This window comes from Thalassotalea sp. G20_0 (assembly GCF_017744175.1).
Lineage (GTDB): Bacteria > Pseudomonadota > Gammaproteobacteria > Pseudomonadales > Endozoicomonadaceae > Endozoicomonas.
This window is the reverse complement of record NZ_JAGHQV010000005.1, coordinates 1-22,228: the sequence shown is the minus strand read 5'-3', so window position 1 is coordinate 22,228 and position 22,228 is coordinate 1. Positions and strand designations below refer to the sequence as shown.

Genomic DNA, 22,228 nt, shown 5'->3' with positions numbered 1-22,228 from the left:
ATTGATCAAATATCCGCAACAGAGTTCAAAGGGTAATGGCCAGGGTATTCCACCCTGGCAACGCCAGAGTCAACGGCTGCCTGAGCCACAGCGGCAGAAACCCTGCCAAGCAGTCGGGAATCCATAGGCTTGGGAATGATATAGCCCGGACCAAAACTCAGCTTGACGCCATCGTACGCCTTCATTACCACTTCCGGGACAGGCTCTTTTGCCAGCTCCCGGATGGCATTAACGGCCGCAATTTTCATCGCTTCGTTAATGCGTGAAGCGCGGACATCCAATGCACCACGGAAGATAAACGGAAAACCAAGGACATTATTGACTTGATTCGGATAATCTGAGCGCCCGGTAGCCATAATGACATCAGGACGAACCTCCTTAGCCAGCTCAGGACGAATCTCCGGGTCAGGGTTGGCACAGGCAAAAACGATCGGGTTTTCAGCCATTTTCGCCAGCTGTTCCGGAGACAACAGGTTAGCACCGGAAACGCCAAGGAATGCATCCGCCCCATCAATGGCGTCATCCAGTGTGCGGCAGGGCGTTTCTACAGCAAACATCGCCTTGTACTGGTTCAGATCATTCCGCTGCGAATGAATGACGCCCTTACTGTCCAGCATGAGAATATTTTCTGGCTTGAAGCCGCAGCTAATCAGCAGTTTCACACAGGCAATGGCCGCGGAACCGGCCCCCAGGCAGACCAGCTTTGCCTCTTCAATATCCTTTCCGGCAATCTCAAGGGCATTAAGCATGGCCGCTGCCGTCACGATCGCAGTACCGTGCTGGTCATCATGGAAAACCGGAATATCACAATCTTCAATCAGACGACGTTCAATTTCAAAACACTCAGGTGCTTTGATATCTTCCAGATTAATACCGCCAAAGGTACAGGCAATTCGCTTCACCGTATCAATAAACGCCTGCGGGCTCTCAGATTCCACTTCAATATCGATCGAATCAACCCCGGCAAAACGTTTAAACAGCAGAGCCTTGCCTTCCATAACCGGCTTACTGGCCAGTGCGCCCAGGTTACCCAGACCGAGAATCGCTGAACCATTACTGATTACCGCAACCAAATTACCTTTGCCGGTATAACGGTAGACATCCTCTGGATTTCCGGCAATCGCCCGCACCGGCTCCGCAACACCCGGGCTATATGCCAGTGAAAGATCCAGCGCGGTCTCTGCCGGCTTGGTAATTTCAATCGAAATTTTTCCAGGTTTTGGAAGAGCGTGATAATCAAGTGCAGCTTGCTTCTTTTCCATGAGTTTTTTACTGATATGGGGAGGAGGTTATATGAAGGCCCAGAATATATGATGGAAATGGGGGTAACAAGGTCAATTCGTAAAATATCAGGCCATACAAAAAAGGCGACTGCAAAACAGTCGCCTTTTTAAACCTTTCGGTCGGTATGCTACCAGCTCGATTACTTGCGAGCGCCCAGCTTGCCAAAACGCTTGTTGAAGCGCTCGATACGGCCGCCGGTATCCATCACCTTCTGAGTGCCGGTGTAGAATGGGTGGCACTTGGAGCAGACTTCGATGCTCAGAGGTTTGCACAGCGTAGAGCGAGTTTTGATTTTGTTACCGCAGCTACAGGTAACTTCGATTTCTTCGTAGTTAGGATGGGTATCCTGCTTCATTTGAGCTTCCTCGAACTGGTGTATGCCGCCACCTGACTCTCAATAGAGCCCTGGTGTTATCAGGCTCGGGAGACAGGCACCGCAAACGGAATCCATCTCAGCATAATGAGCTGAGAGGGTAAAGAGCGGTGGATACTACCAGAGATTATGACAGAGGGAAACAGTCTTATGTTCGTCCCATATACGTAGTTTTCAAGCCATTATCCGATCATCAGCACAACCTGCAATGACAAAAAAGCAATACACAAAAATTAACAAATTACCGTTTTAATTCTGTTACCTCCCACTTTGTTTCAGGAGAGAAACCATTAGCTTAACCCTCCCATGATGTGGAAAAACTATTGGATAAATACGGACATCCAGAAAAAGTCTGGCGAAAACCGGCGACAGAGCCCTTGAAGCAGTAGACTGGATATCCATCATCAATATTAATGAAACCACAAAGGCCTTTAAGTAGTTAACCAAATGAAATCATATTTTCTGGCTTAGTGGGCAGTCACTCTGCTGCGTTACAACACCGGTCACATAGCTAAGGCTATTCTCCCTGCGTTGTGCCTTGCATAGTAACTGCCCACTAAGCCAGAAATATACGATTCCATTTGGCCAACTACTTAACAGTGCCCAACTGTGTCCGGTGAATACCATGAACATAGAATGCTTGTATTTTTATGATATTGACTTGGTCTGGGCCGCCAGCAGGCAGGGCTATATCGGAATACACAATGTGCTGCAAGCCAACGAAACTGATTCACCTCCTCCATATGATCTGGCATGGGCAGCCGTGAATGGGCAAATAGAGACCATCAACGAACTTCTTGACAATGGAGCTGTTCCCTGTCTGTCTACCTATGCCTTATCGTTGGCAGCCGGCCAGGGGTATGGCGACATCGTCGATATTCTGCTGGCCCACGGTGCCACTCCACATCAGTCACCGGATGCATTGGTGTGGACCGCCCAGAATGGTCATATTGTGATTTTCAACACCCTGCTGGCCAACGGTGCCAATCCGCACCAGTCGCCAGACGCCCTGGTAAAGGCCGCCAAAAACGGGCACACCGACATCGTTAACATCCTGCTGGCCCACGGAGCCGTACCCAGCCTCGCTCCATTTGCCCTGTCACTGGCAGCCCGGAATGGGCATGCCGGGATCGTCGAAACGCTGCTGGCCCACGGAGCCACCCCCCAACAATCACCAGAAGCCCTGATGTGGGCCATCCAAAAGGGTCACAGCACGATTGTCAACACCCTGCTTTGTCATGGAGCCGACCTTAACCAGTGCCCGAAGGCCTTAGTGTGGGCCGCTGAGAATGGTCACGTTGAGACGGTCAAGACATTGCTGAACAAAGGAGCCCCCCCGGAGTATTGTCCAGAAGCATTGGTGCAAGCCTCAAGAAAGGGACAGCTTGAGATCGTTAACGCTCTGTTAGCCAAAGGTGCCAACCTCCATCGGTCGCCAGCGGCCCTGGATTATGCCGTAACTAATGGGTACGTCGAGATCACCAGCGCATTGCTGACCACCGGAGCCACACCTCAACAGTTATCCAGGGCCCTGGTCTGTGCCGCTACAAGAGGACATGCAGGGGTCGTCCACACTTTGCTGGCCTATGGTGCCATCCCACACCACTCTCCAGATGCCCTCGTGATTGCCGCCCGTGAGGGTCACATTCAGGTTGTCAGCTTGCTGTTGGCCAACGGTGCGACTACCCATCAGTCTCCTGAAGCCCTGGTGCAAGCCTCCTCGAATGGCCATGTCAGTATCGTTAAAACTTTACTGACACACGGAGCCAACCTCCACCAGTCACCGTTAGCCCTGTCCTGGGCATTCAGGAAAGGACAAACCGAAATCACTTACCTTCTGAAAAACCACATACCCGAATTACAATGCCAACAACCAACGCCTCTGCAACTGTGCGCACGAACGTGCATCCGTAACCGATTGATCGAAAATCTGAACATCTGTGGGCAACCGTTGCGTCCAGCAATTGAAGCACTGCCACTACCCGATCAATTGAAGAAGTTTATCTATAACCCACTGCTTCCGACACCTTCCTGAAAAACTGAGGCAGAAGAGATCAAGGTGGATAACCTCAAACCACCCGACCCGGTTTCTGTTCATGCCAGCTTTCAGTTCCTGTATCATCTCCCCCCATAGAAATACCACGATGGAACCTGAATGAGCAGCAAACCGGCGGACACTTCTGACGCAGCAAATGATCAAGCAACCACTGAACAGTCCGTCTCCGCCAGGCTTATCGCAGAAAAATTTATCAGAGTCGCTATCCCTTCACCTCTAAGGCAGTTGTTCGACTATTTACCGCCAGACACGCATTCTGGCATGGCCATTCGCCCCGGCAGCCGAGTTATCGTGCCTTTTGGCCCACGGCAAATGGTGGGGATCGTTCTCTCCATCGAATCCAGCACTGACATTCCTGCCAATAAGCTGAAACAAGTCATCTCGGTCCTGGATGAAGAGGCTCTTGTTCCAGAGGATATTATCCAGCTATGCCAGTGGGCAGCCCGTTATTACCATCACAGCATCGGAGAAACCCTGCACCAGGCTCTGCCGAAAAACCTGCGCCTGGGAAAACCGGCATCCACCGGCAGCATTCCTTTCTGGTACCCACTTATGGAACTGGACAGTGAGTTACGAAACCAACTGAAGCGAGCAAAAAAGCAGCTGGCCGCCCTGACGCTGATTGGTGAAAATCCTCACGGCATCAGCGCCACGGAGCTCCATGAATACGGTTTCAGCAAGAGCACTCTAAAAGAGCTGGTCAAAAAAGGATTAATCCATTCCCGGGACGTTGAGCCTTCCCCACGCCTGTTTACCGAAACCACCACCCCACTGAAGTCTGCCCACCTTCAGCTGAACGAAGAACAGGCGTTTGCCTGTGAAGCCATTACCGATGGTCTGGGATCCTATCGCACCTATCTTCTGGAAGGCATCACCGGCAGTGGCAAAACCGAAGTGTATCTGCAGGCTATTTCAGCAGCATTGGCCAACGGTAAGCAGACATTAGTACTGATTCCGGAAATCGGCCTCACGCCTCAGACGGTCAGGCGCTTTCGTGATCGTTTCAATGTACCGGTTGCCTGCCTGCATTCGGGGCTCAGCGATGGTGAACGATTACAAGGCTGGCTCGAAGCGGCCAGAGGTTCGGCGGGCATATTGATTGCCACCCGTTCAGGTATTTTCACCCCAATGCCACACCTTGGGCTTATTATTGTCGATGAGGAGCATGACGGCTCTTATAAGCAGCAGGAAAGCCTTCGATATAACGCCAGGGATCTTGCCATATTCCGTGGCAGCCAATGCCACTGTCCGGTCGTCCTTGGATCGGCAACCCCTTCTCTGGAAACGCTACACAATACGCATCAGGGAAAATACACCCAGCTTCACCTGAAGCAGAGAGCGGGGAATGCACGTCCACCCGCCATGGAGTTACTGGATATGCGCCACCAGGTTCTGAAAGACGGCTTATCCACAGAACTGCTGCAAAGAATGGCTGCTCATCTTGGACGAGGCAATCAGGTGATGGTTTTCCTGAACCGTCGTGGCTATGCGCCATCCATGATCTGTCAGGACTGCGGCACCATTATCGACTGCCCGCACTGCGATGCGCACATGACCATTCACCGTTACCCTCCCCATATGCACTGCCATCATTGCGATCTGCAACAGGCCATCCCATGGCAGTGCCCATCGTGCCGGAGCCGTAAGCTTCAACCTGTTGGCCAGGGTACAGAGCGGACAGAGCAGACCCTCAGCCAACACTTCTCCGGCTATCCCGTGCTGAGAATCGATCGGGACACCACTCGCAGAAAACAGGCGTTGAGCGATATGCTGGAGGAAGTACAATCCGGCAAACCCTGCATACTGCTGGGCACACAGATGCTGGCGAAAGGACACCACTTCCCGAATGTGACCCTGGTTGCCATCGTCAATGCCGATGCCGGGCTGTTCAGCTCTGACTTCAGAGGACCGGAAAGAACCGGCCAATTGATTATGCAGGTGGCGGGGCGAGCAGGACGGGGGAATAAGCCCGGACAGGTTATTATTCAAACCTATAATCCAGAACACCCTGCTCTCCAGCTTCTGTCCATGAACGACTACAGCCGTTTTGCCAGCAGTCTGTTTATGGAAAGAAAAAGCCTGAATCTTCCCCCGGAGGGATATTTAACCCTGGTTCGATCAGAGTCGGTTAATCAGGGGGAAAGTGAAACCCTGCTCTCAGCCCTGAGACACTATGCTGAGCGGGCAGCCGAAGGCAGCAATGTTCGGTTACTGGGTCCGATTCCAGCCCCCATGGAAAAGCGTCAGGGACGCTACCGCTGGCACCTTCTTATCCAGGGAAAAAGCAGAAATCATTTACACGCAGTGGTGAGTAGCGTTGTCTGCTACCTGGAAAGCCACCGGCTTCCCAGGCAACTGAAGTGGACGGTAGATATTGACCCTCAGGAGATGAGCTAGAGCATCCGCGATATAGCCTGAATTTGCCCCCTCTGGAAGTTCTGCATGGCACTTTTCCGGGCAAAGTCGAGATATCTCCGGATATCACTGTCTGGCAGGGATTTATAGGTGTAGAGAAAGATATCCCGCATTCTTTCCGGCATATCTTTCCGGATATAGGGCTTCTCCCGGGCTTTCAACACCTGGGCAGGCCTCATTGGCTGCTCGGCACCCGCGGGCATGACCTCGCGAAGCATTCTCTGGGCTCCCACTGAAGCACTGGCAGCCAGCTCGGTACTCAGCTCAACAGCATCAAGTGCTTCCATCAACTCTTCTATCAAGATTATCCGGCTATTTCTGGGCAGCTCCGCCGACAGTTTTTCCCGGATATATTTCTCCATTTTTGCCTGATTGGCAGGATCACTGGCTTCGGCCTCAAGGCGGAGAATTTTCTTACCCAGGGGCGATCCGAACCAGTCAATCAACCGGTCCAATTCACCCACCGACAACGCTTCATCCAGAGTTACTTTCATGGAAGCCCGAAAAAAGTCGGGACTATAGCGAATTTTGACCACCTGATTGACCGTATCCACAACTGGCTCAGGAATCGGATATTTCTGCTGCTGAAGAGTCATACTGTCGTGTATCCAGTCAAGCTGACGTTCCAGCCCTGTCTGGTCATAAAGTTTATCCAACAGCTGATGCTTTGCAGGTGATGCCAATGCATTGGCAATAAAAAGCAGGGGAGCAAACAAACCTACAACTACTAATCTCTTTCCGTCCATAGTCAGAGCCGTGTTGATACCGTTTATTGTGAAACAGTCAGTTAATATATCTGGAAACTCACTGTATGGAGTGAGCGACAGTGACTGCATTATCGCCAGAACGCTCACCTTTACCATACTCTGTTGAGTATCAATCGTAAAGTTTGCTGACGATGGCCGTTACCGCAGTTTCGACCCGTAAAATACGTGGTCCAAGATGGATCCTGTGAAACCCGGCCTGTTCCAGTTTATCCACTTCATAGTCAATAAAGCCTCCTTCCGGGCCAATAGCCAGCACAGCAGGATCAGAAATCTGATGAGGACAACTCTTACCCCCTACCGGATGAGCCACCAATCCCAGCTTTCCTGCCACCAGGGTCGGCAAACGATCTTCCACAAAAGGTTTGAAACGCTTTTCAAGAATCACTTCTGGCATGATCGTATCCCGGGCCTGTTCAAGACCCAGTATCAGCTGCTCACGCACTTTCCCGGGGCTTAACCAGGGGGACTGCCAGAAACTTTTTTCAACCCGATAACTGTTCATCAGGATAATCTTTTTAACACCCAGCGCCGTCAGATGCTGGAGTGAACGTTTGAGCATTTTGGGCCGGGGTAAAGCCAGCAGAACCGTCAAAGGCAGGGCCGGAGGGGGAGGCGTATTCAGCTTCACCTCAAGACGCATTATTTCTGAAGACAGATGAGTAATTTTCCCCGTACCCATGTTGCCATTCACCAGGCCAACACGCAGCACATCGCCTTCACTGGCCTGATGAACATCCAGCACATGCCTTAACTGTCGCTGGTCCAGCTCTGCATGCCATTCATCAATAAAGTGTTGTTGCTCAAGGAGGAGAAGATTCATCTAAACAGCCATACGCTGATAAGCCAGTTAATCAGCAGGGAACTGAAACTGACACATTCATATAAAAGGAAAATCAGAGCACCCAGAGTGCTTAAAAAGCGACGCCTTTCCGATAATCATCCACAAGCCGGTCAATCTCATCAAGTACCCGATCAATGGCTACCGACGATAGTTTGATCTTACCAGATACCAGCTCATCCCTTAACTCATCCACAGTCAAAAAATCACTCGAAAGCGATGCTTTAAGTGGGTGAAAAACCGGATCAGAGAGTAGCCAGAGCAGGCCGTTCTGGACCACCTCAATGGGAACGTCAAATGGTGAATGATGGTAAATGCGGTCAGAATTAAACTCTTCCTGACCATCTGAGAAGTGGGGATATGGCATACTTCCTCCCTGAAACAACCGTATCATAGGATAGCATAGCACCCGTCTGGGCGACCCCGTCTGGGCGACCCCGTCTGGGCAAGCAGATAGCGAGGATGGTAAAAATTGAGGAAAAAATCCTGTTTTTGAGAAAAATCAGTGATTCTAATAGCCGGGCAAACCTCACCTTCAGATCAATTGGCTACCTCGCAGGACTGCATGGATGCTGGAGCCGCGAAGATCATGCCATTCGCGGACAGCTTTCCGTGGACTTACTCAAAAAAATTCTCGTCATTCTGCATATCTAACTTCTCCATAGGCATGAGAGGTAGCAGAGGCACAGCTTCATTAGTACGATCAGTAATCTGGTCACGCGGACACCCCAAATCTCTTTGATTCTGGACCAGAGTATCTCGAATAGACCCCTTGCAGATATCTCTCAGGCTAGAGGCCTGAGTATCTGGCATTGACCGGAGTAAGCTGATCATCTCTTCCGATTGGGCTACAGTTATTGCTGATTTCCTACCAGTATTCACATTGCACCTGCTAGCGACGGCTACGGCGATCTTACTCTTCTGGTCAGGCAATACTGAATTGTGCTTGCTTACCACATACTCCAGCAGTTTATCCATACTGTTTTTGCCTGCATATTCAAGCCAGGTAAATTCTTTTTTATCTCTCTGATTGCCATTTACGCCATGCTCCAGCAACAAACAGGCTACCATGCCGCCGAAGACGTTATTGTTCTTTTTAGACATACACAGCCAATGCAATGGTGTCTGGCCAGACTTATTGAGTGCCATGACATCCGCTCCCAGCGTCAATAAGGTCTCTGCCGCACCCAGTCCATTATTACCGGCGGCAATGTGCAATGGCGTATTGCCATGTCGATCACGGCTATTAATGATATCAGTGGAACGATCAGTACCGTCAATGCCAGCACCCCCCTGCTCCGCCATACGCTTGATCAATCCTGGGAAGTTGTACCTGGCGGCATGATGAACAGGCTTGCAGCCATTGCGATCCGCTGTGTGCTGATTGGCTCCCGCCCCAAGCAAAGCCTCCAGGCCCAGAAGTCTTGCTTTGTGCTCTTCAGGCTCACTGGCAAAACGACAAACGAATTTGGCTTTCTCAACCCTGGCTCCACAAAGCAATGCCAGTGGCGTAAAACCATTTCCATCAACAACATTGATATCTGTTACCTGTCCCGTGGCGATGATGGCTGCCACCGCCTCTCCATTGCCTGATATGGCCGCTGAGTGCAATGGATTACAATCTCGCAAGTCACCGGCAGTAATCTGTGTATTCAAATCAACGCCATTAAAAAGGAAATTCTGAATCTGCTCCAGCTTAACCACCTTATGACTCTCCAAGTCAAAACATAAACGCCTGGTTAAACGAACCCTACCGGGTTCAATGGCTGGCATTACATCCGGTAAAGCACTGACACCGTTGACATTACCATTTGCCGGGGCCTGGTTCTGCCCTGACCCGAAAGACATGGATTGTAGATCTGGCGCAATAGCGCTGCATAAATCTCTGTAAAAATTCATCTGTCACCTCAGGTAATCTACCTATCATCATTCAATCTTTAACTTGATGATAAATATGACCGACGAAACAGGAAAACGTTCAATACTTCTTCGCCTAAAGTGATAACCGTCATGCTTTAAGACAACTGTAATGAGCATTAAAACAGAGTGCTATGCTTCCGCCTCATCCGGTTTCCGGCTTTTCACAAACCGGGCAAAGAGAATTCCGCACTCAAACAACAGCCACATCGGAATGGCCAGCAGAGACTGGGAAATAACATCAGGCGGCGTCATGATCATACCGATCACAAAGCAGCCAACCACCACGTATGGGCGCTTTTCCTTGAGGCTTTCGACCGTAGTCACCCCCGACCACACCAGCAGCACCGTCGCCACAGGGATTTCAAAAGCGATACCAAAGGCGAAGAACAGTTTCAGGATAAAATCCAGATAACTATTGATATCCGTCATCACGGTGACTGACTCAGGGCCAACGGTGGTGAAAAACGAGAAAATCAAAGGGAAGACCACATAATAGGCAAAGGCAATGCCCAGATAAAACAACACAATACTGGCAACCAACAGGGGAATTGCGATGACTTTCTCATGCCGATACAGGCCAGGCGCAATAAAGCCCCATGCCTGATGAAGAATAAATGGAATCGCAATAAACAGCGACAGCACAATGGTCAGCTTAAAGGGTGCCAGAAAGGGTGAGGCCACCTCGGTGGCAATCATGGTACTGCCTTCCGGCAGGCTGGCGCGGAGCGGTTCCGAGATATAAACGTAAATATCGTTGGCAAAGTAAAACAGCCCGGCAAAAACCACCAGCACGGCAACCAGGCTTTTCAGGATACGCCCACGCAGCTCAAGGAGGTGATGAACGAGAGGCTGCTCTTTATCCTGACCTGTCCCTTTCGTTGTCTGAGAATGATCCGATTTTTTTCCCGACGTTCTTTGCGACATAGTTACTTACTGCCCTTTTCCTGAGACAGACGAGCAGAGGTGTCATTCACTGCCTGTTTGTTAACACTGCCATCTCCACTCACTGAGCCACTGTCACCCCCGGGCGAAGTATTTACACCGGAAGACGTCTGGTCTTCAGCAGGATCAATGCTCACAGACTTTTTCAGATCATTGATCTGACTTTGAAACTGTTCGCGGGTTTTATTCAGCTCTTTCATGACAGCTTCATTGTGCAATTGCTGTTTGATTCCGTCGGCATCAATCTCCCGCTCAAGCTCCTCTTTGACGGACTGAAAACTGCGACGAATTTTGCCCACCCAGTAAGCGGTTGTCCGGATGGCCCGGGGCAGGCGCTCCGGACCCAACACCACCAGGGCAATTACGGCAACCAATAACAACTCTGTAAAACCTATATCAAGCACAGCGAACTATCACACCTCTCGACTAGCCACTCAATCACCAAAGGGTAGCTGTAGTCTCCCCTGCATGAGGGGATCACACTTGGCTCAAAAGGACAGCTTCCGCCAGAAAACAGGCCTGAAAGCCCTTTTATACAGTCAAGACTGCTTATGCCTGGACTTTTCCAAGTCAGACTCAAGATTACGCTGCTCAACAGAGCCAGCCTTTAGTTCAGCTTTCCCTGAGTTTTTTTCATTATTTTTCTCACCTTCCGACTCTTCATCAGAGCCCAGTGCTTTTTTAAAACCTTTCACTGCACTGCCCAGATCACTGCCTAATCCGCGAAGCTTTTTCGTACCAAAAAGCATCACTACGATCAACAGAATGATCAGCAACTGCCAGATACTGATGCCACCAAAACCCATTTTCTACTCCTTCAGCTCTCCATAAAAGCTGATCAGATAATACACAAAGAGAGGACATATTACCCCATTCCATCGCTAGGAGGCTGTCCGAGAATAGACTGCCCTACTGTGGTGGCAGCAAATTGGTCTAAAAAGTCGGAAATTTTTAGCAAATAGAACCACTATTCGCTAAAAATTTCCGACTTTTTATCCTCAATTTTCTGCCATCCTCGCTACGGGCGCTATTCTCGGTCAGCCTCCCAGGGGTGTGGCTATTTTGCAACAAACGTTCAGGAAAAGTCGGGAAATACAGTTACCCGCGGGATGCTTTCTCTTCTATACCGGAAAGCCCGAAACGACGATCCAGCTCATTCAACACATCAGCAGGCTCAAGCCCAAGATGAGACAGCATGACCATGGTGTGAAACCAGAGATCAGCCGTTTCATAAATAACCGCCTCCCGATTATGATCATATTCTGCTGCCTTGGCGGCAATCAGCACTTCTGCTGACTCTTCCCCCACTTTTTTCAGAATATGGTCCAGTCCCTTATTATGAAGCTGTGCAACATAAGAGGAATCCGGATCAGCCTGCCTGCGGTTGCTTAATACTTCAGTCAATTTTTTGATTATATCGTTCATGTTTTAACCTGTGGGATGATTTACAGCAAAGAATACAGCCTTTACTGATGTCCATAAATCGTTGCCGGATCCTGCAACACCGGATCTTCGGTATTCCACGATGCTTCTCCATGGTTATCCCTGAGGCGACGATAAAAGCAAGACTTACGTCCTGTGTGACAGGCAATACCACCGGTTTGTTCCACTTTCAGCAGGATCGCATCGCCATCACAGTCAAGGCGGCACTCTACCAGCCGTTGCGTATGACCAGAGCTTTCACCCTTGCGCCATAGCCTGCCCCGTGAACGGGACCAGTAAATAGCAACCTGTTCTTTCAGGGTCAGTTCCAGCGATTCCCGATTCATCCAGGCCAACATCAAAACCTCTGCGGTTTTATGATCCTGGGCAATGGCTGTCACCAGGCCATCATCGTTCCATTGAACCTCATCCAACCAGTGAGTTGTTTTCATAACACTATCCAATCATTTTATTTGTTCACATACTTACGCGGCTGATCAGATATCATATCCCTATTTCCCGCAGAGACACGACAACGTTAGCATACAGGCACTAACACAACAGATTTGGAGAAGATCACCTAAACAACCATTGCCAAATAGCTGTTCACAACACCCTTTATCGTTAGCGCGCCGCTCTACCTGGAAAGCATCTTCTCTCATCTGTCTCCTGACGTTATTGAGCAAAAGCACATTATTACGGTCAGGAACAGGTTTATTACGGTCAGGAACAGGTTTATTACGGTCAGGAAAAGCTTGTGGAGTCTGCCTCATAGCTTCCGAGTAGGACGGCGGGGGCGCAGCACACAGGTGGCAAGGCTGGGAAGCAACGACGTCATGCCCCGAGAAACGTCCAGGCACATCTGAACCTGACGCTTCAGTAGCACCGTAGCCTGGTGGTTGGGTGCCGCTTACAAAACCACCCGGAACCGAATTCATGGGGCAACTCCTGATAGCTGATGGATACCAATATTTTGACCCCCGGTATGAGAAAAAGTTCATGGGCCGATTTGTGGCTGACCCGGGGGTTTTCATAAAAACGGTGTAAGCTGGCAACCTTCTTAGCGAACAACCAGCCAACCACCCATTGCCACAGCCAGTAATCCAACCATTGTCTGATCCAGCAGCTCTTTTTCCACAAAAAGGGAACCTGAAGTCACCATCAATGCCCCGCCTGCCAGAAGTAGCAGAACGCCAAAACGTCTCTGCTTTTTCTGGCGTTTTTCCGCCCTCACCTGATGATGATGCAACGCCTGTTGCTGATCAACCAGGGTTCGCACCGTTGACATCACTCTTTGAGCCATCACGGGAGCACTTAGCAGCCAGTCTGCACTTTGCTCCTTAATATTGCAGAGAATGCCGGTTGGACTGACCTGGTCTTTCATCCACTTTTCCAGATAGGGCTGAGCCGTGGCCCAGAGATCCAGATCCGGATATAGCTGCCGCCCCAATCCCTCCACATTCAATAATGTCTTCTCCAGCAGCACCAGCTGCGGTTGAACCTGCATATTAAAGCGGCGGGCCACCTGAAAGAGCCTGACCAGCAGCTGGCCAAAGGAGATATCCTTAAGTGGCTTTTCAAATATCGGTTCACAGACGGTACGAATCGCTGCTTCAAGCTCCCCTACCGGCGTATCTCTGGGCACCCATCCGGAATCCACATGCAACTGGGCAACCTTGCGGTAGTCCCGCCGAAAGAAAGCCAGCAGGTTACTGGCCAGATAGTGCTGATCTTCCGGCTCAAGCGTACCGATAATGCCACAATCGATCCCGATATAGCGAGGCTCGGCAGGATTGGTGGTATCAATAAAAATATTGCCCGGATGCATATCCGCATGGAAAAAGCGATCCCGAAACACCTGGGTAAAGAATATTTCAACGCCCCGCTCTGCCAGCTTCTTCATATCCACATGCCGGGCTTTCATCGTGGCAATATCGGAAACAGGAACCCCATAAATCCGCTCGACGACCATTACTTTTGTGCGGCAATAATCCCAGTAAACCTGGGGCACAAACAACAGGGGAGAGGTCAGGAAGTTACGTCGCAGCTGCGAACAATTAGCCGCTTCCCGCAACAGATCAAGCTCATCCAGAATTGTACGTTCATAGTCGGCCACCACTTCCACCGGCCTCAAACGACGAGCGTCTTTTGATAAAGCAATCAGCAAGCGGGCAAACAGATACATTAAGCCAATGTCTTTGCGAATCACCCGGTCAATGCCCGGACGAATCACTTTGACCACCACCTCTTCACCGGTATGCAGCTGAGCGGTATGAACCTGGGCAACAGAAGCAGAAGCTAATGGCCCACGATCAAAACGGGCAAACAGGGTATCGACATCGCTGCCCAGACTGGACTCAATAATGCCAATCGCCTCGGCGGCGGGAAACGGCGGAACATCATCCTGAAGCCGGGACAACTCATCACTGATATCATCCGGCAACAGGTCCCGCCGGGTTGAGAGAATTTGCCCGAACTTGATAAAGATCGGCCCGAGCGCCTCCAGAGAGAGGCGGACACGCTCACCCCGGGGAGCATTATTACGGATAAAATAGCGCCAGGGCAGCAGAATCAGCAGGCAGCGCAGCCAGAACGGTGAGCGCTCCGAATCAATCAGATTATCCAGCCGGTTACGGGCGACAGCGGCCACAATTTTCAACAAACGGATCAACGTCAGGCCCCCGATTTGGCATCAGATGTATCTTTTGCAGGTTGTATGGTTTGCCATTGCTCCTCCAGCCGGTCCATGGACTCAACAAGGCACCCCACTTCTTCTGCAAAACCTGCCACCTCAACCCTGGATGGAATCAGGCGAAGTTCTTCCTGAAGGTATTCCCCGAGGTTGTCCATAACCAGCTGCTGCCCTCTGTGGACATGGTCACCGACAAAGCGGAGCCCCCGGGCCATCACATGCCCGGTGATATCACCAAAGGTCTGGCAAAGCGGTCTTTCCCAGTCCAGCTCCATCTGCTGATGAATCTGCTGCAAATCAGCAATCAGCGCCTCATCACCAGAAACACTCAACCCGGGAATATCAGCAAACGGTAGATTTCTGCGTGTCGCCAGTGTGGCAAATGCAACGCTGGAACCTGTAAAGGTTGCATCCACCAGGCTTTCGCTCTCTTCCCCAAGAGTACCGGCAAGACGAATACGGTCATGCTCAAAGTGGACATAACATAACCACTGTGGCGAAGTGCACTGGAAAGCGACCACCTTACCAAACCAGAGAGACAGTTTTTTTATGATTACCGGGTCCAGAGCCAGCAGCCCATTGACCTGGCGTTCGAAGGCTGCCAGCAGACCCGTTTTGATGATGATGTTGTCAAAAGCACTGTCAGAAGAGCCGACCATCAGGGCTTAACTCCCTTATGCAGCGCCACAATACCGCCGGTCATATTGTGGTAAGCAGTATTGACAAACCCGGCCTTTTTCATCATGCCTTCCAGCGTCTCCTGATCCGGATGCATGCGAATGCTTTCCGCCAGATACCGATAGCTTTCGGAGTCCCCGGCCACCAGCTTGCCCATGATCGGCAACAAACTGAACGAATAGAGATCATAAGCCTTGGTCAGCAGTGGATTGTTGGTTTTGGAAAACTCAAGAACCAGTAATCTGCCACCCGGTTTTAACACCCTACACATGGACCTCAGCGCCGCATCCTTATCCGTCACATTACGCAGACCAAAAGAGATGGTAATGCAGTCAAAGGTGTTATCCGGGAAAGGCAGGCATTCCGCATTGGCCTGGACAAACTCCATATTGCCAACAATACCCTGATCAGTCAGTCGATCCCGACCGACGCGTAACATGGATTCGTTGATATCCGCCAGCACCACTCGGCCGTTTTCCCCAACGATACGGGAAAACTGCTTTGCCAGATCGCCAGTCCCCCCGGCGATATCCAGCACCACATGGCCGGGCCTGGCGGCAGAAAGCTCAATGGTAAAACGCTTCCAGAGACGGTGAATGCCCATGGACATCAGGTCATTCATCACATCATAGCTGCTGGCTACCGAGTGAAAGACACCCGCTACCAGCCCTTCTTTATCACTCTCTGGCACATCACGATAACCAAAGTGCGTTGTGCCATCATGCTTTTGCTTGCCACTGTCAGTCATGATCCTTCCCGGCATTCATTCGATCAATCTATCTATGGCTGGCTATTGTAAAGGCAAATGGCTTATGGCGTAAGCATGAGAACAGGTATCGTCGCCATTACCGGAAAAAACGGCGAATGCTCTCTATGGAACTGTCCTGAAATAACTGCCACATTTTCGATGTTATCCAGCAAAGAAAAGCCCTGCCACAGAGACACGGAGGCACGGAGAAAAGAAAAATCTTTTCCTCTGTGCCTCCGTGTCTCTGTGGCAAAAAGAGGAAGTTATTCAGGTAGAATTTCTAGCCGGGGGAGAATAAGAGCGAAGTCATGGAATAAGCTTCCGTAATCAACTACCATCACTGCCACTATTTATTATTGGTTCTGTCATTACTCATTCTACCCCATGGACTTCAACCGTATCTCCGGCCTGCGCAGCCACCCGGCCTGGCGACTGTTGCAGGCGGACAGCGCACCACTGATTATCAGCTTCCTCCACCGTGCCTTTATTGCCACCAACCAACGCTCGGTGGGGGCAGAAGAGCTGGCCACGAAACTGGACGACTACCTGCACCATTTACGGGAAACCACCGGGGAGAACCGGTATCCCAAAAAAGGGCGGGATTATCTCAACAACTGGTCTGCCGGTGATCAAGGGTATTTAAGAAAGTACTACCCACCCGCCAGCATGGGCGATGAACCGCTGTTTGACCTGACGCCCGCCACTGAAAAAGTGATTGAGTGGATTGCCAGTTTTGAGCAGAAACAATTTGTCGGCACCGAGTCCAGACTACTGACCATCTTCCGGCTACTGCGGGAGATTGCCGATGAGACCGAGACCGACCCCACCCTGCGCATTCAACAATTAGAGCAGGAAAAGACCGCCATTGAACGACAGATTGCCCAGCTGCGTGAGGGTCATGTCACCCCTCACGATGGCACCCGTATCAAGGAAAAATTCCTGCAGGCAGAAGATACCGCACGGCAACTGTTGTCTGACTTCCGTCAGGTTGAAGAGAACTTCCGGGCACTGGACCGGGGCGTCAGGGAGCGGATCACCACCAGCAGCAGCGGTAAAGGCCAGATGCTGGACACCATTTTCTCCGAGCAGGATGCCATTACTGAATCGGACCAGGGCCGCAGTTTCAAGGCATTCTGGAGCTGGCTGATGTCCCCGGTCAGCCAGAATGAATTGCAGGAGACATTGCAAAAAGTTCTCCGGTTGCCGGAAATCAATAGCCTCAACAGTGACAAAGACCCTTTGCTGGACGGTATCCGTTTCCGCCTGCTGGAAGCCGGGGAAAAAGTGAACAGCACCTGCGCCCTGTTAGTGGAACAGTTACGCCGCTACCTGGATGATCAGGCCTGGCTGGAAAACCGCCGGATTATGGAGATTGTCCGGGATATTGAGCAGAACGCCATCACCATTCGCCAGACCCCGCCACCGGATAAACTGTTCACCACACTGTCTCCGTTAAAACCGGAAGTGGAATTGCCCATGGGCCGGGGACTGTTCCGCCCTGCCCTGCGCCCGGTGATTGATGAAGTGCCGGAAGAGGGTCAGGGCGATGTGGACACCAGCGCACTGTACAATCAGCACTATGTGGATGAGCAGACCCTGAAAAGCCAGATTCGCTTCGCCCTGCAGACCCGGTCACAAATCACCCTGGCAGAACTGCTGGAACTCTACCCGGTGAAAAAAGGGTTAAGTGAAGTGGTCGCCTACTTACATATCGCGGCAGAATCGGATCGGGCGGTCATTAACGCCGAGCATAATCAGGCGGTTCAGTGGCTGGACAATACCGGGAACACCAAAGCGGCGTGGATGCCTTCGGTGATTTTTACCCGTTAATGGTTTTTTACCTATTAATAACTTCGTCATAACAAAATGAGTAGTAATGTATCAGCCCCATCATCGGGGAACGCCAATCTGGGTGTGGTTGTGGTCAACCTAATGAAAGGCGTTGTCTACCGGGACCAGAATCCGGCGGTATGGCAACAACTTGAAGAACTTCATGGACCGGTATTGGACTATGTCCGGGTAATGGGTCTGGACCTGATCCTGGACGAGGCCGAAGGTTATGCTTTTCTCCGGCAACTGGACGAAGAGACCGTCGAAGCAGACGACGACAAGACAAAGCTGCCGCGACTGGTGGCCCGTCGCCCCCTCAGTTTTCCGGTCAGCCTGCTCTGCGTACTGCTGCGTAAAAAAATGGTAGAGCAGGATGCCAGCGGTGGTGATGCCCGGCTGATCCTGAACCGTGAACAGATCGTTGAGATGATGCGGGTGTTCCTGCCGGACCGGGCCAATGAAGCCCGGCTGTTTGACCAGATCGACACCCACATCAATAAAGTGGCGGAATTTGGCTTCCTGAAAAAACTGTCAGGCAATCCCCCCGCCTGGGAAGTGCGGCGCATCATCAAGGCACTGGTAGATGCCGACTGGCTGGCCGATTTTAACGACAAACTCAAGGTATACCGGGACCATGCAGACACACTCGTTTGATTTTTCCGACAGCCCGAAGCGGGCTGGCTTCCGCCTGGCAGCCCTGGAAGTGCTGAACTGGGGAACCTTTCACAAAAAAATCTGGGTCGCCACCCCCGGTGGCGATAACAGCCTGCTGACCGGGGATATCGGTTCCGGTAAATCCACCCTGGTGGATGGTCTCACCACCCTGTTGGTCCCCAGCCAGAAAATCACCTATAACAAGGCGGCCGGCGCAGAAACCAAAGAGCGCAACCTCACCTCCTATGTGCGCGGATACTACAAAAGCGCCAAAGATGACGACACCCTCAGTGCCAAGGCGGTGGCCCTGCGGGACCATAACAGCTACAGCGTCTTGCTGGCCCGTTTTGTCAACGAAGGGTTTGACCAGACCATCACCCTGGCCCAGGTATTCTGGAGCCGGGATAACAGCAATACGCCGGAGCGATTCTATCTGGTGGCCCGCAAACCGTTAGCCATTGCCAAACACTTCAGCGGCTTTGGCAGTGATATTGGCGACCTGAAAAAAAAGCTGAAACGAAAGGAGCACATCAAGCTGTTTGACAGTTTCAGTCAGTACCAGGCCGAGTTCCGCCGCCAGATGGGCATTGACAACGATCAGGCCCTGGAGCTGCTTTATCAGACCGTCTCCATGAAATCCGTAGGCAACCTGACCGAGTTTGTCCGCAGCCATATGCTGGAAAGCACCGATGCCGGGGAGAAAGTCAACGAACTCAGTCGTCAGTTTGACAACCTTAACCGGGCTCACGAGGCCGTACTGAAAGCTCGCCAGCAAATTGACCGCCTCGCCCCCATGATTGATAACTGCAACCAGTATGAAAGCATTGAGTCGGCCATTGCCGCCCTGCGCCAGTCCAGGGAAGCGCTGTACGGATTTTTTGCCGATAAAAAAATCACGCTGCTGACGGAACGCATCCAACGCCGGGAACAGGAACAGCAAAAACTCGAATCCCGCCTGCAGGAGCTGCGGCTGTCCATTGATGACCTGCGCACCACCAGCCGCGAACTGGAACGGGCTATTGACCAGAACGGCGGCCAGCGCCTCTCCGAACTGAAAACGGAACTGGAACGACTGGGGCGGGAACGGAACCGCATCGCCAAAGCCTGTGATGATTACCAGGCACTGTGCAACATCCTGGAATTCTCCCAACCTGCAGACGACGATGGCTTTTTTCATAACCGACAGCAGGCGGAAACCGGGCTGGAATCCCTGGACAAACAACAGGCCGATCTGCAAAACCAGCAAGTGGAACATCGCGTTGAGTTTCAGAAACTGCGCAGCCAGCACGATGAACTGGAAGCAGAGATCGCCTCGCTGAAAAGTCGTCAGTCCAATATCCCCAGCCGCAACCTGGCCATTCGTCAGGCCCTGAGTGAATGTCTCAACCTGCCGGAATCCGCCCTGCCCTTTGCCGGTGAACTGCTCCAGGTCCGTGAAGAAGACAAACACTGGGAAGGGGCCGTCGAACGCGTACTCCATAATTTTGCCCTGAGCCTGCTGGTGCCCGATGAGCACTACCAGTCCGTTGCCGACTATGTAGATCGCACCCACCTCAAGGGACGTCTGGTCTATTACCGGGTTCGCCAGCCCGCCCGTGCCACGGCCGATACCCTTGACCCGCGCTCCCTGTGCCGCAAGGTCTCGATCAAAACCGACAGCCAGTTTTACAGCTGGCTTGAGCAGGAACTGTCCCAGCGCTTTGACTATATCTGTTGCGATCAGCTGGCCGACTTCCGCCGGGAGATCCGGGCCATCACCACCGCCGGACAGATCAAAAGTGGCGGCAGCCGCCATGAAAAAGACGACCGTTACCGTATTGATGACCGTTCCCGTTTTGTCCTGGGCTGGAGCAACCGGGAAAAAATCTTCACCCTGGAAGCCACCCGTAAACAGCTGGAAGCCGACATTCAGAAATCCGCCAGCGCTGAGATACAGTTTAACCAGCAGATCAACCAGCTGAACCAGCGGCAGCTGGATCTGAAGCTGCTGCTGAAATATACGGATTTTGCCGAAATCAACTGGCAGCCTCTGGCCATCCAGATCAACAGTCTGGAACAGGAAAAGCAGCAGCTGGAAACCGGCTCCGACATTCTTCGCACCTTGCGCCAGCGCCTGGAACGTTGCGAAGCGGCGACGGGTGAAAAAGAACAACAGGAGCGTAAACTGACCAGGGAGTCCGGTACCGCTGCAGAGAAGCTGAAACAGGATCACAAACTGCTGAAGTTTTCTGAACAACAGCTATCGGAGCTTTCGGAAACTGCCCGTGAATCCTGCTTCCCCACGCTTGCCGAAATGGAAAAGGACGCCCTGGGGGACAAAAAAGTCACCATTGAAAACTGCGACAGCTCCCAGTCCACCATGCGCAGCTGGCTGCAAAACCGCCTGGATAGCCGGGAGAAAAAGTCCCGGGAACTGGCGGCCCGGATTACCGGGCAGATGGCGGACTATAAAAACGCCTATCCCCAGGAAACCCGTGAAGTGGACGCTTCCATGGGCTCCGTAGCTGAATTCACCGCCATGCTGGAAACCCTGCAAGGGGAAGACCTGCCACGCCATGAGCAACGGTTTAAACAGATGCTCAATGAAGGCACCATCCACAACATGGCCATGTTCCAGAACTGGCTGGATCATCAGCAACAAACCATTCGGGATAAAATCGCCACCATTAACCGCTCCCTGGCCGCTATTGACTACAGCGACGGCACCTATATACGACTTGTGGCGGACAATCACCGGGACCCGGAGATCAACCAGTTCAAAATCGACCTGCGCAACTGCCTCGGCGATACGCTGAATGCCGATAACAGCGATGATGCCTATGCGGAAAACAAGTTCCTTCAGGTAAAAACCATTGTCGAACGGTTTAATGGCCGGGAAGGCCAGAGCGAGCTGGACAAACGCTGGACCCGGAAAGTGACCGATGTGCGCAACTGGTTCCTGTTCAATGCCTCGGAACGCTACCGGGAAGATGACTCGGAAAAAGAGTTTTATTCCGATGCCGGTGGCAAATCCGGTGGCCAAAAGGAGAAACTGGCTTACACCATCCTGGCGGCAGCACTGGCCTACCAGCTGGGGCTGGAGTGGGGGGAAAACCACTCCCGTTCTTTCCGCTTTGTTATGATCGACGAAGCCTTTGGCCGGGGTTCTGACGAGTCCGCCCGCTACGGGCTGGAGCTGTTTCGCCGGTTGAATCTGCAATTACTGATTGTCACCCCCCTGCAGAAGATTCATGTAATTGAAGATTATGTGAACTCTGTCCACTTTGTTCATAACCAGGGCGGGAACCACTCGATGCTCCGGAACCTGACCATTGAACAATACCGACAGGAGAAACAGCAGGAACAGGAGCGCCTGCTGCAGGAAACCATAAGCCAGCACAGGGCAGAAGCCATTAGCTAAATGATTACTCTCACCGAACTGCAGAAAAAATCCCTGCGCCCCTGGAGTTCCGGGGCGTTTCTGAGAAGTGTTTTGCAGGGAGAATCCCTGTTCCCGCTGGAAATCACGTTTCGCAAACCGTCCGGTAAAGTGCTCAGCCAGGAGTTTGTCAAGGTTCGGGACTGGATAGCCCTGTTGCACAGCAATAGCAAAGCGGTAAAAGGCAGTGG

The 22,228-nt window shown here is 51.7% G+C and carries 21 protein-coding genes; 6 read left to right on the top strand and 15 right to left on the bottom strand.

Annotation, left to right across the window (positions count from 1 at the left end):
• Positions 1–5: 5 nt before the first annotated feature.
• Together J7438_RS04000 and rpmE are read right to left on the bottom strand one after the other, a co-directional pair.
• Positions 6–1,262, bottom strand: coding sequence for a malic enzyme-like NAD(P)-binding protein (locus J7438_RS04000; protein WP_209275540.1), 1,257 nt, complete (start codon positions 1,260–1,262; stop codon positions 6–8).
• A 161-nt stretch (positions 1,263–1,423) separates the two neighbouring features.
• Positions 1,424–1,639: a 50S ribosomal protein L31 gene (gene rpmE, locus J7438_RS03995; RefSeq protein ID WP_209199987.1), complete on the bottom strand. Its 216-nt coding sequence runs from the start codon at positions 1,637–1,639 to the stop codon at positions 1,424–1,426.
• A 643-nt stretch (positions 1,640–2,282) separates the two neighbouring features.
• On the opposite strand from rpmE, the gene J7438_RS03990 reads away from it, so the two are divergent.
• Both J7438_RS03990 and J7438_RS03985 read left to right on the top strand, forming a co-directional pair.
• Positions 2,283–3,692, top strand: coding sequence for an ankyrin repeat and SOCS box protein (locus J7438_RS03990; RefSeq protein WP_209275539.1), 1,410 nt, complete (start codon positions 2,283–2,285; stop codon positions 3,690–3,692).
• Between the two features lie 120 nt (positions 3,693–3,812).
• Positions 3,813–6,110, top strand: a complete 2,298-nt coding sequence (locus J7438_RS03985) for a primosomal protein N' (RefSeq protein WP_209275538.1) — start codon at positions 3,813–3,815, stop codon at positions 6,108–6,110.
• On the opposite strand, the gene J7438_RS03980 is transcribed toward J7438_RS03985, so the two are convergent.
• The 13 genes from J7438_RS03980 to ubiE form a co-directional block, all read right to left on the bottom strand.
• A complete protein-coding gene (locus J7438_RS03980; RefSeq protein WP_209199990.1) occupies positions 6,107–6,784 on the bottom strand; it encodes a DUF2059 domain-containing protein in 678 nt (225 codons plus the stop codon). The two genes, J7438_RS03985 and J7438_RS03980, sit on opposite strands and share 4 nt — an antisense overlap.
• A gap of 220 nt (positions 6,785–7,004) precedes the next feature.
• Entirely contained in the window at positions 7,005–7,715 is a 711-nt protein-coding gene (locus J7438_RS03975) for a 16S rRNA (uracil(1498)-N(3))-methyltransferase (RefSeq protein ID WP_209275537.1), read from the bottom strand.
• 91 nt (positions 7,716–7,806) lie between these two features.
• Positions 7,807–8,100: a hypothetical protein gene (locus J7438_RS03970; protein ID WP_209275536.1), complete on the bottom strand. Its 294-nt coding sequence runs from the start codon at positions 8,098–8,100 to the stop codon at positions 7,807–7,809.
• A gap of 251 nt (positions 8,101–8,351) precedes the next feature.
• Entirely contained in the window at positions 8,352–9,632 is a 1,281-nt protein-coding gene (locus J7438_RS03965; protein ID WP_209275535.1) for an ankyrin repeat domain-containing protein, read from the bottom strand.
• Between the two features lie 150 nt (positions 9,633–9,782).
• Positions 9,783–10,577: a twin-arginine translocase subunit TatC gene (gene tatC / locus J7438_RS03960; RefSeq protein ID WP_209275534.1), complete on the bottom strand. Its 795-nt coding sequence runs from the start codon at positions 10,575–10,577 to the stop codon at positions 9,783–9,785.
• A gap of 2 nt (positions 10,578–10,579) precedes the next feature.
• Positions 10,580–10,999: a Sec-independent protein translocase protein TatB gene (gene tatB, locus J7438_RS03955; RefSeq protein ID WP_209275533.1), complete on the bottom strand. Its 420-nt coding sequence runs from the start codon at positions 10,997–10,999 to the stop codon at positions 10,580–10,582.
• Between the two features lie 135 nt (positions 11,000–11,134).
• Positions 11,135–11,401, bottom strand: a complete 267-nt coding sequence (gene tatA / locus J7438_RS03950) for a twin-arginine translocase TatA/TatE family subunit (protein WP_209275532.1) — start codon at positions 11,399–11,401, stop codon at positions 11,135–11,137.
• A 292-nt stretch (positions 11,402–11,693) separates the two neighbouring features.
• Positions 11,694–12,020, bottom strand: a complete 327-nt coding sequence (locus tag J7438_RS03945) for a phosphoribosyl-ATP diphosphatase (protein WP_209275531.1) — start codon at positions 12,018–12,020, stop codon at positions 11,694–11,696.
• Between the two features lie 41 nt (positions 12,021–12,061).
• On the bottom strand, positions 12,062–12,469 hold the full coding sequence (hisI, locus tag J7438_RS03940) for a phosphoribosyl-AMP cyclohydrolase (protein ID WP_209275530.1): 408 nt from the start codon (positions 12,467–12,469) through the stop codon (positions 12,062–12,064).
• Positions 12,470–12,529: 60 nt separating this feature from the next.
• Positions 12,530–12,955, bottom strand: coding sequence for a hypothetical protein (locus tag J7438_RS03935; RefSeq protein ID WP_209275529.1), 426 nt, complete (start codon positions 12,953–12,955; stop codon positions 12,530–12,532).
• Positions 12,956–13,077: 122 nt separating this feature from the next.
• On the bottom strand, positions 13,078–14,694 hold the full coding sequence (gene ubiB, locus J7438_RS03930; RefSeq protein ID WP_209275649.1) for a ubiquinone biosynthesis regulatory protein kinase UbiB: 1,617 nt from the start codon (positions 14,692–14,694) through the stop codon (positions 13,078–13,080).
• Positions 14,691–15,368: a ubiquinone biosynthesis accessory factor UbiJ gene (locus tag J7438_RS03925; RefSeq protein ID WP_209275528.1), complete on the bottom strand. Its 678-nt coding sequence runs from the start codon at positions 15,366–15,368 to the stop codon at positions 14,691–14,693. Before J7438_RS03925 ends, ubiB begins: the two co-directional genes overlap by 4 nt.
• Positions 15,368–16,135, bottom strand: coding sequence for a bifunctional demethylmenaquinone methyltransferase/2-methoxy-6-polyprenyl-1,4-benzoquinol methylase UbiE (gene ubiE, locus J7438_RS03920; protein WP_209275527.1), 768 nt, complete (start codon positions 16,133–16,135; stop codon positions 15,368–15,370). Before ubiE ends, J7438_RS03925 begins: the two co-directional genes overlap by 1 nt.
• 384 nt (positions 16,136–16,519) lie before the next feature.
• Here ubiE and J7438_RS03915 point away from each other — a divergent pair, with 384 nt between their 5' ends.
• From J7438_RS03915 to J7438_RS03900, 4 genes are all read left to right on the top strand, one after another.
• The gene (locus J7438_RS03915; protein ID WP_209275526.1) at positions 16,520–17,965 is read left to right on the top strand and encodes a DUF3375 domain-containing protein; all 1,446 of its coding nucleotides are present in this window, start codon (positions 16,520–16,522) and stop codon (positions 17,963–17,965) included.
• 36 nt (positions 17,966–18,001) lie between these two features.
• On the top strand, positions 18,002–18,619 hold the full coding sequence (locus J7438_RS03910; RefSeq protein WP_209275525.1) for a DUF4194 domain-containing protein: 618 nt from the start codon (positions 18,002–18,004) through the stop codon (positions 18,617–18,619).
• Positions 18,600–22,019, top strand: a complete 3,420-nt coding sequence (locus tag J7438_RS03905) for an ATP-binding protein (RefSeq protein WP_209275524.1) — start codon at positions 18,600–18,602, stop codon at positions 22,017–22,019. Before J7438_RS03910 ends, J7438_RS03905 begins: the two co-directional genes overlap by 20 nt.
• Positions 22,020–22,228, top strand: a 209-nt coding sequence (locus J7438_RS03900) for a DUF3322 domain-containing protein (protein WP_209275523.1), incomplete at its 3' end; no start/stop codon positions are given.

Bases quoted from the DNA above. Each gene is read 5' to 3' on its own strand.
- ubiE (WP_209275527.1), bottom strand. From the start codon at position 16,135: ATGACTGACAGTGGCAAGCAAAAGCATGATGGCACAACGCACTTTGGT.
- rpmE (WP_209199987.1), bottom strand. From the start codon at position 1,639: ATGAAGCAGGATACCCATCCTAACTACGAAGAAATCGAAGTTACCTGT.
- J7438_RS03970 (WP_209275536.1), bottom strand. From the start codon at position 8,100: ATGCCATATCCCCACTTCTCAGATGGTCAGGAAGAGTTTAATTCTGAC.
- hisI (WP_209275530.1), bottom strand. From the start codon at position 12,469: ATGAAAACAACTCACTGGTTGGATGAGGTTCAATGGAACGATGATGGC.
- J7438_RS03965 (WP_209275535.1), bottom strand. From the start codon at position 9,632: ATGAATTTTTACAGAGATTTATGCAGCGCTATTGCGCCAGATCTACAA.
- J7438_RS03975 (WP_209275537.1), bottom strand. From the start codon at position 7,715: ATGAATCTTCTCCTCCTTGAGCAACAACACTTTATTGATGAATGGCAT.
- tatA (WP_209275532.1), bottom strand. From the start codon at position 11,401: ATGGGTTTTGGTGGCATCAGTATCTGGCAGTTGCTGATCATTCTGTTG.
- J7438_RS03990 (WP_209275539.1), top strand. From the start codon at position 2,283: ATGAACATAGAATGCTTGTATTTTTATGATATTGACTTGGTCTGGGCC.
- J7438_RS03915 (WP_209275526.1), top strand. From the start codon at position 16,520: ATGGACTTCAACCGTATCTCCGGCCTGCGCAGCCACCCGGCCTGGCGA.
- tatC (WP_209275534.1), bottom strand. From the start codon at position 10,577: ATGTCGCAAAGAACGTCGGGAAAAAAATCGGATCATTCTCAGACAACG.
- J7438_RS03905 (WP_209275524.1), top strand. From the start codon at position 18,600: ATGCAGACACACTCGTTTGATTTTTCCGACAGCCCGAAGCGGGCTGGC.
- J7438_RS03935 (WP_209275529.1), bottom strand. From the start codon at position 12,955: ATGAATTCGGTTCCGGGTGGTTTTGTAAGCGGCACCCAACCACCAGGC.
- J7438_RS03985 (WP_209275538.1), top strand. From the start codon at position 3,813: ATGAGCAGCAAACCGGCGGACACTTCTGACGCAGCAAATGATCAAGCA.
- J7438_RS04000 (WP_209275540.1), bottom strand. From the start codon at position 1,262: ATGGAAAAGAAGCAAGCTGCACTTGATTATCACGCTCTTCCAAAACCT.
- J7438_RS03910 (WP_209275525.1), top strand. From the start codon at position 18,002: ATGAGTAGTAATGTATCAGCCCCATCATCGGGGAACGCCAATCTGGGT.
- J7438_RS03925 (WP_209275528.1), bottom strand. From the start codon at position 15,368: ATGGTCGGCTCTTCTGACAGTGCTTTTGACAACATCATCATCAAAACG.
- J7438_RS03945 (WP_209275531.1), bottom strand. From the start codon at position 12,020: ATGAACGATATAATCAAAAAATTGACTGAAGTATTAAGCAACCGCAGG.